We start from the raw sequence: 13,989 nt of genomic DNA on the forward strand, positions 1-13,989 counted from the left end.
TGGTGCCATATATTTAAAGCTTCATATGACCAACAAGGAGGAGATATACATAGAACAGAAGGGATTAACGCTTACGGCGAGTGCAATATCTTATTTGTGAAATTATGGATGAACTCTGAAAATGATAAGAACGGTAATTTTAATCAAAATGGAGTAATGAACCGTGAATCAATGGCTACGGTGTTAGTAAATGCATATAAATTAGAATGGAATGAAAATAGTAAGTTACCAAAAGAATTTGCTGATTTGAAAAATCATTGGGCTCGAAGTATGCCAATATTTTAGTTTAGCAAGAAAATTTAAAATCCAAGTTGACACATATGAATTACAGAATTAAAATGAAAAGAAATCGAATACAATACATTAGAAGCTAATCAGATAAACTGAAGGCGCACAATGTTCACATTTGTGAATATATTGTGTGCCTTTTTCTATTGTATAAACTAAGGGGGCTTAACGATGAAAAAGTGGGGTAAGGCAGCGTTTATGAAAAGTACAGGTGTTTTATTATCAGCAGTTGTACTTTTATCAGGGTGTGGTTCGGCAACATCCACTAGTAATTCTGAAGGAAGTGGGGATAAAAAAACAGTTGAGCTTTTAAATGTTTCTTATGATCCAACTAGGGAGTTATATCAAGATTTTAATAAAGATTTTGCGAAGTATTGGAAAGAGAAGCACGGGCAAACAGTAAATGTAAAACAATCACACGGGGGATCTGGAAGTCAGGCGCGTTCTGTTATTGATGGCTTAGAAGCAGACGTTGTTACACTAGCACTTGCTTATGATATTGATGCCATTAGTAAGAAAAAACAACTAGCAGAAGATTGGCAGAAGCGACTTGCGAATAATTCCACTCCATACACGTCAACAATTGTATTTCTTGTTCGAAAAGGAAACCCGAAAGGAATTAAAGACTGGGATGATTTAACGAAAAAAGGTGTGTCTGTCATTACACCAAATCCAAAAACATCAGGCGGAGCACGTTGGAACTATTTAGCGGCGTGGGGATACGCATTGAAAAAATATAATAATAGTGAAGATAAGGCGAAAGAGTTTGTTAGCCAAATTTATAAAAACGTAGAAGTATTAGATTCAGGAGCGCGCGGAGCAACGACAACATTTGTTGAAAAAGGAATTGGTGACGTATTAATCGCATGGGAAAATGAAGCGTTATTATCTCAAAAAGAGCTTGGAAAAGATAAATTTGAAATTGTAACCCCTTCTATTAGTGTACTTGCAGAACCACCAGTAGCGGTTGTAGATAAAGTCGTTGATAAAAAAGGAACGAAAAAAGTAGCAGAAGGGTATCTTGAATATTTGTACTCAGAAAAAGGACAGGAAATTGCGGCGAAAAACTTTTATCGTCCGCGTAATGAAAAAGTAGCAGAAAAATATGCATCCCAATTTCCGAAAGTTCAATTATTTACAGTAGGTGAACTATTTGGTGGTTGGAAAAAAGCACAAGAAAAACACTTTAATGACGGCGGCGTATTCGATAAAATTTATCAAAAATAATGCACTGCTAAAGGGGGAAGAGGTGAAAGAGGATGAGGAAGAAGCGTGTTTTACCAGGGTTTGGATTATCGCTTGGATTTACAATGTTGTACATGAGTTTATTCGTACTTATACCACTTTCTATCGTATTTATTCAAACTTCACAGTTAGGTTGGAAGAAGTTCGCTGGGGTTATAACGAACGAGCGTGTGTTGCATTCCTATCAAGTTAGTTTTACAACTTCATTGGTAGCGGCTATTGTAAATGCCATTTTCGGTTTATTAATAGCTTGGGTGCTCGTACGCTACAAATTTCCAGGGAAACGACTATTAGATGGACTCATTGATTTACCGTTTGCACTTCCGACAGCTGTAGCTGGTATTACACTTACAACGCTTTATGCGGAAAATGGATGGATTGGGAAAATATTTGGTCTGTTGCATATAAAAGTAGCTTTTACACCACTCGGAATTATCGTTGCGCTTACTTTTATCGGTTTACCATTTGTCGTTCGAATGGTGCAACCAGTGCTGCAAAATATTGATAAAGAAGTAGAAGAGGCAGCTTCGAGCTTAGGTGCATCCCGCTTGCAAATATTTGTGAAAATCATTTTACCAGAAATCTTTCCCGCTCTTCTTGCAGGTTTTTCACTCGCATTTGCAAGAGCATTAGGAGAATACGGATCTGTCGTTTTCATCGCAGGTAATATGCCGATGAAAACAGAAATTGCACCACTCATGATTATGACAAAACTAGAACAATATGATTACGCGGGGGCAACAGCTGTAGCGACCGTGATGCTTATTATTTCCCTCCTTTTCCTTCTTCTGATTAATATGATTCAAAGCTGGAGTAGAAGGCATGAACTAAAAAGTGAATAGGGGGAGAGAAAATGGAACCAACATTATTAGAAAAGAAAATAGTAAAAAGCGTATCAGCTAAAAAAGAATCTAAGCTTGTACCAGGCATATTAATTACGATTACAGTTTTATTTTTATCTCTCTTTCTATTACTGCCACTCATAACTATTTTTCTAAAAGCCTTTGAAAGAGGGATGGATGTATACATTGCCGCTATTACAGATCAAGAAGCATTTTCAGCAATTAGATTAACGCTTCTCGTTGCGTTAATCGTTGTGCCGCTTAATACGATATTTGGGGTAGCGGCCGCATGGCTTATTACAAAGTTTCAGTTTAAAGGAAAACAAGTATTACTCTCTCTTATTGAACTGCCGTTTGCTGTGTCACCAGTTATCGCAGGATTAGTATTCGTTTTACTTTTCACACCGAGGGGTGCTCTTGGCGAATGGTTACTTGAACATGGAGTGAAACTCATTTTCTCTGTACCAGGCATTATTATCGCAACAATCTTTGTAACCTTCCCGTTCGTTGCACGTGAATTAATTCCCATTATGCAGGCGCAAGGGAAAAGTGAAGAAGAGGCAGCTTTATCACTTGGCGCAAGTGGCTGGAAAATGTTTTGGCGCGTTACGCTTCCAAATATAAAATGGGGTCTTTTATACGGCATGATTCTATGTAATGCCCGTGCTATCGGTGAGTTTGGAGCCGTTTCTGTCGTATCAGGTCACGTGCGTGGCATTACGAACACGATGCCGCTCCATATTGAAATTTTGTACAATGAATATCAATTTTCAGCAGCATTTGCAGTAGCGACGTTAATGTCATTAATTGCAGTGTTTACACTCGTTATAAAAAACTGGATTGAATGGCGAATGGAAAAACGACAATAAGAGGGGGATTACGGTGAGTATTCAAATTCAAGGTGTATCAAAGCAATATGGTACATTTCAAGCACTAACAGACATTCATTTGGATATTCCAAAAGGTGAACTTGTTGCCTTATTAGGCCCGTCAGGTTCTGGGAAAACGACGTTATTACGCATTATTGCAGGATTAGAAGAAGCGGATGGAGGCTCTGTTTCATTTGATGGGGAAGATCTAACAGACATTCACGTGAAAAACAGGCAAGTCGGTTTCGTCTTTCAGCACTATGCGCTCTTTAAACATATGAATGTATTTGAGAATGTCGCTTTCGGTTTAAAAGTAAGAAAGAAAAGCTTAAGACCGTCAGCAGAAGCGATAGAAGAAAAGGTAACAGAATTATTAAAGCTCGTAAAGATGGATGGCTTTGCTAAACGTTATCCAGCGCAATTATCTGGTGGACAACGTCAACGTATTGCACTAGCCCGGGCACTTGCAGTCGAACCGAAAATTTTATTACTTGATGAACCGTTCGGTGCACTCGATGCAAAGGTGAGAAAAGAATTACGAAGATGGCTCCGAAAATTACATGACGAATTTCAAATTACGAGCGTATTCGTAACGCATGATCAAGAAGAAGCGTTAGACGTTGCAGACCGTATCGTTGTAATGAATGAAGGTCGCATTGAACAAATGGGAACACCGGAAGAAGTATATGAAAACCCAGCAAGCCCGTTCGTTTACGATTTTTTAGGAAATGTAAATTTATTTCACGGCCGCGTTCATAAAGGAAAGCTAAATGTAGGATCGGTCGAACTAGAAGCACCAGAGCATAAGCACGTTTCCAACGTAGACGGAATAGCCTACGTAAGGCCGCATGACTTATCAATCTCTCGTACGAAACAGAGCATAGATGCAATCCCGGCAAAAGTATCTTATTCTCACGCAGTCGGAAATATCGTATATGTAGAATTAAAACGAGACGGAACAGATGAATATTTAGAAGCAGAAATTACGAAAGAACAGTTCAAGCAGCTGAACATTCAAGCGGGTGATTTCGTATACGTACAGCCGAAAGAAGTGAAAGTGTTTATTCCGGAGGATTTTGTAATTTAAGAGTGTTCACTCTTAAATTACAAAATCTATTAATAAGAAAAGGTCTCCTAAAAGATATTTTAGGAGACCTTTTCTTTGTTTATCGTAATAACTTTTCTCATATGAAATGTAGTCGGAAGTTTGCATATATAATAGCGGAGCGTGTTCACACAACTATTTGGTACGAGTAGTAATGAAGAGATTCTTCTTACTTTCTTACATAAAATTTTTAATTTTGGATATTTGTATCATATGTTTCTGCGACAAACACAAAGTCTACACGCTCTTTATCAATAAAAATACTTGTTTTAGATGGAAGACCTGTTATGGTAGAAACAATATCAACCTCAACAAGGTCAAATCCTACACGATAAGCATCTTCAATTTCAATTCCACCAGTTAGAAAATGCAATCCATCCCCAAATGACTTAAATACAAATACATTGTCTTTCAAACTTTTATTATCCATTTCAATCCATTCTTCGTTAATATAAATCTTAAATGTTGTGCACTTTGGAACACACTCGATGTGATGTATCCCTTTATAACTATTAAGCGAAAACATATAGGTATGAGTTTCTTTAAAGTTAATATCTATCCCGTATTTAAAAGCAAAGGTTTTATATACCATTTCATAAAACAATGGCATTACAATATCATCCCATGCGTCATAGGCAAAAGCATGAATTGGTATTAGATGAGGATATAAACTTACAATCGCTTTTTGAAAATTAAGTAAGATGGTTGTATCTGTAATTTCTTTTAAAGAATCATCTATTTCATGATCATAATCTTTCGAAATTCTGTTATCAATCATATGACAAACTCCTTACATAGTCTTCTATATACTACGTTTTTCCGCATCATCAGTTTGTTCCTTCTTCAACTAAATTGCAAGTTTAACCGATGATTCCAAAAAGGCCCTTGTCTTATTTTATCAATCGTTAAATCGGATTGGGATACTACAAGCATAAATGAGAAAAGAAATCGTCTTTTCTTTTTTATGATAGATGTATTTATTTTTAAACTGTATTTACTTTACTCTTTATTTTATTTAGATTTGGATATGTAACATTATTGTGTTAAAAAATATTTCAGCGAGATAATATGAAGCGACCTCCTAGATTATCAAGTCAGGGATTTTAACCCATAATAATGAATGAAAACATTATGAATGGGGTTATACCCTATGATAATAGGAGGCCACTATGGAAAATATAATCTATATTGGGATGGATGTCCACAAGGAAAGTTTTAGCTTATGTGCACTACACGGAACAACTGGGGAAATTGTAAGAGAAGCACGATGTGCTTCAAATGTATCTCTCGTAAAAAAATTCGTTGAGAAACTGAAAACAAAATATGGTGAAGATATAAAAATTAAAGCTGGATATGAGGCTGGTTGTTTAGGGTATTCACTTCATAATCTTCTTGAACAAAATGGAATTGATTGTGATATTTTAGCTCCCACAACAATGTACAGTTCATCAAAAAATAAAATGGTTAAAAATGATAAATTCGATGCCAAAATGATTGCTCTTAATTTAGCAAATGGCACCTATAAAGAAGTATATGTTCCAGAAGAAGAGGATGTTGCCGTGAAAGAGTATATCCGCATGTTAGGTGATTTTAAAACATCTTTGAAAAAAATAAAACAACAGATAAAAGCATTCCTTTTAAGGCATGGCTATGTGTATGAAGGGAAATCAAGCTGGACAATCGCTTATATGAAATGGTTAAAGAATCTTGATCTACAAGGATTATTCAAAGAAACGTTAGGCGAATACCTATTACAGTATGATGTTCTAGTCGATAAAATTGAGCGGTTCAGTCTGAGATTAGAAGAATTATCTCATCGTGAAAGGTACGAAGAACCAATCGCAAATTTAAGATGCTTAAAAGGTATAGATACAACATCGGCAATGACTGTTCATGTGGAAATTGCAGACTTCACTCGTTTTCCCACGGCTAAAGCATTTATGGCTTATGTAGGATTGACACCAAGCGAAAGCTCAAGTGGAGAAAAAATCAGTCGACGTTCGATTACAAAACAAGGAAATTCGACCGTTAGGTCTACTCTTGTAGAATGTGCAAATGCGTTGGTAAAAGGAACAATCGGATTAAAATCGAAGCGAGTGAAAGCAAGACAAAAAGGGCAACGAAGCGAAGTGATTGCTTATGCGGATCAGGCTGTAGAAAGGTTACAAAGAAAATATTATCGCATGATATATCAAGGGAAACCTAGAAATGTTGCCGTTACAGCTATCGCAAGAGAACTGGGGTGTTTTATATGGGGATTAGAAACAGGTAAAATTCACCGAAAATAAAGAGGGAAGGATATGAAGTTGATTGATTCATTCATAGTTAGAAACCAAAGGTATCAATTGATGGCATAGATGAGCTTCAGAGATAGTGAATTACAGGTCTGGCTATCTATGACTCACCTCTTCTGGCATGGCTGAAATTCTGATAAACAAGCTATTTATTAGAATTTGAAAAGGTGTGATCCACGCAGTGAGATTATAAGAGCCTAACGACGAACCATTAACCTGAGGTAACCAATCCACGAATAACAGAGTGGTTAACTGTCGATAGATCTTATTTCTGAAGCTTTTGTATGCCATCAAGAAAAATATTATGGGTGAAAAACTATTGACAAAGGTCACTTCATAACAGGTGAGTTTATGAAAGAAAAGAAATGGTATAGGCAATTAGTCGTAATGGTGTAGGAGTATCATCTAAGGCCATTTTAAATGCTGTTAAAACTGGCGAAAAAGTTATACAAAGTGGCGGTAGAACTAAATCTACTAGTAAACAGGCTGTAGTAGTTTTAAATAAAAAAGGTAAAGTAATTACAACTTTTGCTAAGGGTTCAAAATAAACTGGGAAAGGAGAAGATAAGGTTGTTTAAATTAAATAAAGAGATGCAGATTTTATTGAAACAGACATTAGAATCACAAAATAAACATTTACTATGGTTAAATGTTTATGAAGACTTAAGTATGATAGAAACTGAAAAAATAAATAAATTGAGAGATATTATAGTAGATGAATTAATGGAAAAAGGTTTTGATGAACGAGACAATATAAACGATTTGGGAAGAGCATTAGAAGAGCTAATTGATATCTTAGGAAATTTAATACCTTAGAAAATGTTAAGCTATATGGCAACGTTTTTAGCAGATGGAAAGTTCCGTTAATTACAGAATGAAAGATTATATAATTTTTAACAATGCGCTTAATACGAGCGTAGCTATGATTAGAGAGTTTTGCATGTGTAGAATAACTCCAAAAATATAAGGATATATTCTGAGGGCGTATGATTATATAGTATATTTATTGATTCGAATCTTTAAAAGGAGAGGAAACATGGAGAAAATAATAGGGATTATTCTGATTATAGGTGGTATGATTCCATTAATTTATGCAATGATACAAATCTATCGGCAATGGAAAGAAAAAGGACCTTCTTTTGCCCTTAAATCAATAATTTTCCTAGCCGTAAGCATTTTGCTAGATACTGCAACAACTATTATATTGTGTATAGTAACAGTATTCATTGGTATTTGTTTAATTATCTACACATAATAAGTTCAAGAAGGCTAACTTATCGATTGTTACTAATTGGAGGGATTGGATGAACTTCATTTTACATGGATCTAAACATACAGTTTTGGCTTCCGTTTTTGACTCATTTGAAAGTAGGGAAAAAGAGTTTAATTGGCTTATAACAGACATGGAGATTGTCGCACATCAGGAAGAGAAACTTATCCGAGATTATCCTAAAATGTCGTATCCAATAGTTTGGATAGCAGGTGAAGATCTTTCAAATCTCGTAAAGAAATATAATCCTCAATTTATTTGGGGCGTACTATCTGCGTTTGATAAGTCTATAAACATTGATATTAATAATTTGCTTGTAGAGCCCTATGCAAATGGAAACGAAGGGCTCTGGGTACCAAGTCCAAATATTCAGCACCCTCAAGCAAAACTTGAAATTGTTTGTTGGGATTCCAGTTTGATGTTGTTATTAAGTAACGATATAAATATTGATGATAAATTTAGAAATTACTTTAAAGAAGCTAGGGATTTAAATGCCTATAATTCGGAATTTTGATTTAAATGGAGACAACATTAATCCGTTATACGAAACAGATATGGAAAAGGGAATGGTATGCATACTCTACAAGTAGCGTATTATAAGGTGAAAAGCGGATTCTCTGTGAGGAGAATTAGATTATTATTGATTTATAAAAACAAATAGGAATAGATAAACTTAATATTATTAAATGAGAATAGTAGGATGGAATAGGGATAAATATAACTTTGAGAGAAAAGAAGGTGTACTATGGAGTTTACATTCGAAAAGGTTCAACGTATTGAAGATGCAAATATATACCGTGTTAGTAATATAACTGATATTTATGAAACAGATTTATTTGATGATTATAATCGTAATGTTGATAATTTAAGTTTACTTGTTCAAGAGAGGATTAATCAGTTTATTGTACATGTAGATAAATCTGAGGAAAAAAATGTGAAAGAAGAAATAGAGTCTAAAAACATTTCCTACACAGTTTTTGATTCGGGAAGAAGGAACATTTTCTTTGTTTTTGATTCTATACCAAGGACAGAAGTATCATATATAATCAAGTATTTTTATGGTGTAAGTATAGAAAATACTTTTGCTATTATCAGTTTAGGAAATAGCGTTGGTATTAAACTAGAGGAAATAAATCAAAGTAAATTGATGAAGTGTTTAATGGGAGAATGTGTTGTACCACAAATCGAATTAGTTCCATCATCGGCGTGTGCATTTATTCAATATGATGGTGCGCTTTTAACAATTGCTAGTAATAATTTCGATATTTATGCAACATGAAAATAATAAGAGGTAATTAAATGATTTTTTTAGCGCAAGGAGATACTGGAGATATCCAAAGTTAATTAATATATATATGTCGCACCACTTATATTTTTCAAAAAAGGTAACTTTAAGAATATAGGAGGATAAAAGATACATGGATAAAGAATATGAAGAACTCATAGTTAGGAGTTTTTTTCAAAAAAAAATCCAGGATAGAATTATTTTTGAACTAACTTCACCTAAAAAAAGAGTGAAGGCATTAGGGCGTTTGGCGCATAACCATGACACTATCTTAAATTCTATGTATTTTGAATCTATCCCAAAAAATATGGTGTATGCTGAAGGAATATCAACGCAATTAAAAAAATATGGAGCAAAGGATTCTTGTTACGTATCGGTATAATGTTGATAACAAATTAATGGTAGTTTAAGATGCATGGTAATGTTACATATTAGTATGATGTGAATGCAAAACGATTGTTGAATCTTTCTAGTAAAAATAGAATAGCTGCATTAAAAATTTACAATGAACCTTATGCTATAGGAAAAGAAAGAGGGAATTGTTGATGTGGATAGCGTTTCTAGAATTTTTAGAGTTTATTATAGTTTTGAGTTTAAGTCTTATATTAACATTGGTCGTTTTTTTTCAAGAAAATTATCTGTTTGATATTAAAGAAAGTATTAGTAAGAATAGGTTTTTGTTTATTATTCCAATCATACGTATGTCTCTAGGAGTGTGGATATTATATGTTACAGAAACTACTATAATTGCTGTCTCAAAAGTGACTGCAATTCAATTAATTATTTTACTTCTTTTTTGGGCATGCTCGAAGTATGTACAAAAAACTCGTGAAAATTGGCTAATTACTATAGTTGCTTTTGTTGTTTATGGTGTTGGTACATACATGTATATTCAGTTTGCTTTTAGAGGCTATTAATATATCACCAGAAAAGTTAGTGGTTAGAAAGATGCATTTGTTAAATGTTTGTATGAAGGAAGAGCGAATATAGGCTCTTTTTTCTTTATATATAGGATAGGACATGTATCTAATCCTCGTGGGATAAATCAAAATAGAGAACGGGAAGGAATTATATGAACAAAAAAGAATTAAAATTAAAGCTACTGCAAGGTCTAATTGAAGATTTTTCTGCTATTTAATATTTAGAGGTCCTAAATATTTTTAGTTGTGGGGATGTAATTACAATAAGTTTTATAGAAACATTGTGTAGATTAAAGTAGTTCTCTTTTGCAGAAAGTAATGTTGTAGATGATGATTTTAGTGTCTGTAAAGGGATAGAATTTGGTAGCTTTATGGATAAGAGGCATTATTCGCATAAAAATAAGAGTTTTAATGGTATACAGGAGGGTATTATAATGAAATTCCCAAAAGATGAAGATGGACAAGTATTAAATATGTTATACAAGCAAGGGATAGATTTTAATAAAAAACATATAGTAGATTTCTTTATTGCAATTCCTGATCAAGACAATGGGGAAAAAGTACTTGTTAGATTACAAGCATTGGGCTTAAATTGTGAATTAGATTATAATGAAGAATTTGAAGATTGGACATGTACTTGTTCTAAAGAAATGTTCTTAATTTATGAGGATATCGTAGAGATGCAAAAGGAATTGAATAAACTCGGTGAAGAGTTTAGTGGATATACAGATGGTTGGGGTGCATTTGTGTAATAGTGAATTTAATTATCGTGATAAAATAAATTAGATGTAGTAAAGAAACTATTTATGGAAAGAAGGGCTTATATAAGTTCTTCTTTCTTTGTATATATTAAGATATCTTAGTGGTAGAAAGGTATATGATATGTGGGCGGGGGGCTACCGGTAAAAGCCCGATTGGTAAGGACTAATTAAAGTTTCACTTTATATAGGTTTTGAGAGAGTAAGATATAAGATATATTGTTTGTAGCGGAAATCTTGAATGAAGGGAGCGTGTGATAATTGGCAATGACGGATGAACAATTCGAGAATTATCTTGTTATGTGTTATGACAAATTAGAAAGTAAACAGCAAAAATTCATTTCGGATTATAATATCTATAACTTTGATGAGTATTGGTATGATCAAGATCGATGTATATTACAGTTTAAAAAAAATGATCAAGTATTACTTGAATTTAGTGTTGTTTTTATAGGTTCTTGGTCTGAAAAGAGTAACAGTTGGATGTGGTCCTGGTCTAATGAGAATGCGGCTGATTATGCAAGAAGTAAGTCTAACTGTTTGAAAGGTTTACAAAAGATTACAGGAAGTGAGGTTTTTATAAATCCACTTTTTGAATGCGATCAAGAAATGGCGTATGAGCTAGCAGCCTTTTCCATTGAATATTTAGATGCAGAAGGAATGTATATGGCACCAGGTGAGAGAAGTGATATATTTATGGCTGTTATGTCACCGCGTGCATTGTGAGTAGAGGATATTAAAAATATAGATAAGGTAGAATGAAAAAGGAGTACAGTTTAATAAATTAATAAAAGGTATCATAGGTCCCCGATGCATGGTGATAAATTTAAAGGAGTGAATTATATTGCTTGAAGTAAAGTTTTACGATTGGAAAAAAAAACGTCCTAAAAAACATTACTTGCTTGTACATGAAATTAGAATTTTTGAGCTAATTTTCTCAAAGAAAGTTAGCGAGTTTGAGATGGGATTAAGAGAGATTGAAAAAGTAACTGTCTTTTGTTTAGCTAACGAAAACACTGATATTTCATATGAAGTGAATAGAGCTTTGGGTGAAATTCGTATATATGTTCCATATGATTTTATGGACTTTTTAGCATTAAATTCAGTTGAAGAGAAATATAAAGAGTTTTGCAAATTAGTACGCCAATATGTTGTCCTTGGACTTGAAGAAAACTCTACTCTTTCATCATCTGTTGTTAAAGGGTATATAGAGGAATCTTTAGATGAAATTGTGAAGCAAAACTATGAAGGAATATTTTTAGTTGGGAAGACACCTAAGAAAAGCCCAAGCCGTAAGAAGATAGCGATATTAAAAGGAATTCATCGTGTTAAAGGTTTCCAGCTACGATGTGAAGTGTATGATGAAAAGGGATTAAAGATTCGAGATCAACTATTGGTAGAAGAGGTAGGGAATGAAATGGTGTATGCAAGATTTTTGGGTACATTAAAATGGGAAAGTGAAAATCTAATAGTAGTTCAATCTAAATCCAGTAGTTGGAAAGAAGAAATCTATCTTTAATAACAAGGTTGTATAGTAGAAAGAGGGTTGTAGAGCATAAATGAATTTTTTTCGAAAAAATAAATTAAGTGACATTCAGAAAAAATACTATGAACATTTTGGAGAGCCGATTCAATTTGTTAATTATTATAGCCGCGGATCGGTTATGTATTTTCAAACGGATGATACGCTTTATTATGTTAATTTACTGAATGTATGAGGTGATAAATGTGAATGAACGTTTAAAGAAAATTGCAATGTTAAGAGAAAAGGTCGAGGAAAAGGCTACTAGAGAAAAGTTTTTGATGCTATGTCCGTCTATAAAAGAATTTGAGATTATTAGCGGGAAGAAAATTGCTTCATTAGTAAACTTTTTAATTGATGAAACACCGAATCCTATCAAAGTTATGAGTGAATTAAATGCTGAACAAGTTATCAATGAAATAAAAGAATTTGAACGTGAATTAACTAGTTTATTGTCTAAGAAGATTATTGTATGGTATGCACATGAAAATTGGGACTTTGGTGTGCAATTAGAATTAGAAGATTTCATGTTATATACAAAAGAAGTATTACATTTCATTGGATATGACGATGCTCAAAGAGGATTAATTTATTCTAGCCTTATTGTAGTAGATGAAGCAATGAGAAGTGCTTTTTCTTTTCTAAAGAATGAGTATAATGTCGAGATAGTACTATGGAAAGAAAGCTGAGTGTATTAGAGTGTTTTAAAACAAATTGGATGAATGGTTGAATTTATTATTAGAAGAAGTGGTGCGTGGTTTAGTGTGATAGAAAGAAAAAGAGAGTCTTCAAGGGATATGTATAAGAGAGTAAAGGAGAGAAAATATGTCTTTTTATAAAGAGGAAATAAAAGGGGATAAATTGATTATAAGTGATGAAAGCATTGATATTTTAATGGATGCTTTTCAAGAGATTGAAAAGATATATAATGAAGGGCCTCGCAGATTACCACATATAAATGAGTTAGAGATTATGTTGAAAAATGCATTAGAAATGCAGAGTGATAGTTTTTCTTTAGAGGAACAAGAAGTAGTAGATTGTAAGTTTAAATTAAAGAAACGTCGCAAAAAATCATTTAAGCCAGGGATAGTTTTTGCGATAAATCTTAAAAATATTAATAAGTATGGGTACGGAATGTTAGTGAAAGGACAAAATGTTACGAGGCCATATGATGGGGAAACATATGTAGAATATTTTTCTTTATTTACAGATGAAAAAATACGGATAAGCGAGTTTAAAAACTATTACAAGAATCAAAAAGAAGTATTATTTACGGCGTATACTGCCTGGTCTGGTTGGTTAGATGGTGATTGGAAAATTATTGGTGGATTACCAATGGAATTGTTTGATCCGGGGGAGTATAATCTTCCAGATTTTGTGTTTGAGAATAAGAATCAGGGGACTTATTTTGTGAGCCGAGGGAGAGCAGATGGTCCTTTAATCGATTTTGAAATGGTTAGTGAAGAAGAAGGTAAGAAAATTAAAAATCCTTCAGGGATAGCAGGACAATATGTTATAGAAGATTGGTTGGAAGAGAAATATAGCGTTTTATAAAAAAGAATGTTTTTGTGTTGAAGAGATAGCGGATTTT

At 33.6% G+C, this 13,989-nt stretch carries 18 protein-coding genes; 17 read left to right on the forward strand and 1 reads right to left on the reverse strand.

The features are described from left to right. Positions 1-108: 108 nt before the first annotated feature. The 5 genes from MHH55_RS21925 (at position 109) to MHH55_RS21945 (ending at position 4,331) form a co-directional block, all read left to right on the forward strand. Positions 109-285: a hypothetical protein gene (locus MHH55_RS21925; protein ID WP_001986183.1), complete on the forward strand. Its 177-nt coding sequence runs from the start codon at positions 109-111 to the stop codon at positions 283-285. A gap of 174 nt (positions 286-459) precedes the next feature. Beyond that, positions 460-1,515 (forward strand): sulfate ABC transporter substrate-binding protein, encoded by a 1,056-nt coding sequence (locus MHH55_RS21930; RefSeq protein WP_016122071.1) that lies wholly within the window; start codon positions 460-462, stop codon positions 1,513-1,515. Positions 1,516-1,547: 32 nt separating this feature from the next. Then, positions 1,548-2,375 (forward strand): sulfate ABC transporter permease subunit CysT, encoded by an 828-nt coding sequence (gene cysT / locus MHH55_RS21935; protein ID WP_048534210.1) that lies wholly within the window; start codon positions 1,548-1,550, stop codon positions 2,373-2,375. 11 nt (positions 2,376-2,386) lie between these two features. Continuing rightward, a complete protein-coding gene (gene cysW / locus MHH55_RS21940; RefSeq protein ID WP_000433826.1) occupies positions 2,387-3,244 on the forward strand; it encodes a sulfate ABC transporter permease subunit CysW in 858 nt (285 codons plus the stop codon). Positions 3,245-3,257: 13 nt separating this feature from the next. Beyond that, positions 3,258-4,331, forward strand: coding sequence for a sulfate/molybdate ABC transporter ATP-binding protein (locus MHH55_RS21945; protein WP_000027105.1), 1,074 nt, complete (start codon positions 3,258-3,260; stop codon positions 4,329-4,331). A 208-nt stretch (positions 4,332-4,539) separates the two neighbouring features. Here MHH55_RS21945 and MHH55_RS21950 read toward each other — a convergent pair whose 3' ends face one another. After that, positions 4,540-5,127, reverse strand: a complete 588-nt coding sequence (locus MHH55_RS21950) for a hypothetical protein (RefSeq protein ID WP_078187553.1) — start codon at positions 5,125-5,127, stop codon at positions 4,540-4,542. Positions 5,128-5,518: 391 nt separating this feature from the next. On the opposite strand from MHH55_RS21950, the gene MHH55_RS21955 reads away from it, so the two are divergent. From MHH55_RS21955 to MHH55_RS22010, 12 genes are all read left to right on the forward strand, one after another. After that, positions 5,519-6,637, forward strand: coding sequence for an IS110 family transposase (locus tag MHH55_RS21955; protein WP_340880263.1), 1,119 nt, complete (start codon positions 5,519-5,521; stop codon positions 6,635-6,637). Positions 6,638-7,213: 576 nt separating this feature from the next. After that, positions 7,214-7,459 carry a hypothetical protein gene (locus tag MHH55_RS21960; protein WP_000475564.1) on the forward strand — a complete coding sequence of 82 codons (246 nt, stop codon included), beginning with the start codon at positions 7,214-7,216 and terminating at the stop codon, positions 7,457-7,459. Positions 7,460-7,679: 220 nt separating this feature from the next. Next, the gene (locus tag MHH55_RS21965) at positions 7,680-7,898 is read left to right on the forward strand and encodes a hypothetical protein (RefSeq protein ID WP_000411162.1); all 219 of its coding nucleotides are present in this window, start codon (positions 7,680-7,682) and stop codon (positions 7,896-7,898) included. A gap of 49 nt (positions 7,899-7,947) precedes the next feature. Next, positions 7,948-8,427: a hypothetical protein gene (locus MHH55_RS21970; protein ID WP_078187132.1), complete on the forward strand. Its 480-nt coding sequence runs from the start codon at positions 7,948-7,950 to the stop codon at positions 8,425-8,427. 231 nt (positions 8,428-8,658) lie between these two features. Continuing rightward, positions 8,659-9,192 (forward strand): hypothetical protein, encoded by a 534-nt coding sequence (locus MHH55_RS21975; RefSeq protein ID WP_000397230.1) that lies wholly within the window; start codon positions 8,659-8,661, stop codon positions 9,190-9,192. A gap of 139 nt (positions 9,193-9,331) precedes the next feature. After that, a complete protein-coding gene (locus tag MHH55_RS21980; RefSeq protein WP_074553940.1) occupies positions 9,332-9,580 on the forward strand; it encodes a hypothetical protein in 249 nt (82 codons plus the stop codon). Positions 9,581-9,743: 163 nt separating this feature from the next. After that, positions 9,744-10,115, forward strand: coding sequence for a hypothetical protein (locus MHH55_RS21985; protein WP_074553938.1), 372 nt, complete (start codon positions 9,744-9,746; stop codon positions 10,113-10,115). A 437-nt stretch (positions 10,116-10,552) separates the two neighbouring features. Next, a complete protein-coding gene (locus MHH55_RS21990; RefSeq protein ID WP_061456909.1) occupies positions 10,553-10,870 on the forward strand; it encodes a ribonuclease E inhibitor RraB in 318 nt (105 codons plus the stop codon). A gap of 267 nt (positions 10,871-11,137) precedes the next feature. Then, on the forward strand, positions 11,138-11,602 hold the full coding sequence (locus tag MHH55_RS21995) for a DUF6882 domain-containing protein (protein ID WP_017674274.1): 465 nt from the start codon (positions 11,138-11,140) through the stop codon (positions 11,600-11,602). A gap of 118 nt (positions 11,603-11,720) precedes the next feature. Further along, positions 11,721-12,395, forward strand: a complete 675-nt coding sequence (locus MHH55_RS22000; RefSeq protein ID WP_061456910.1) for a hypothetical protein — start codon at positions 11,721-11,723, stop codon at positions 12,393-12,395. A gap of 209 nt (positions 12,396-12,604) precedes the next feature. Next, positions 12,605-13,087: a hypothetical protein gene (locus MHH55_RS22005; protein ID WP_001005736.1), complete on the forward strand. Its 483-nt coding sequence runs from the start codon at positions 12,605-12,607 to the stop codon at positions 13,085-13,087. Positions 13,088-13,223: 136 nt separating this feature from the next. Continuing rightward, positions 13,224-13,952 carry an Imm26 family immunity protein gene (locus tag MHH55_RS22010; protein WP_016122082.1) on the forward strand — a complete coding sequence of 243 codons (729 nt, stop codon included), beginning with the start codon at positions 13,224-13,226 and terminating at the stop codon, positions 13,950-13,952. Positions 13,953-13,989: the final 37 nt, after the last annotated feature.

The organism is Bacillus sp. FSL K6-2944, assembly GCF_038005385.1.
GTDB lineage: Bacteria > Bacillota > Bacilli > Bacillales > Bacillaceae_G > Bacillus_A > Bacillus_A cereus.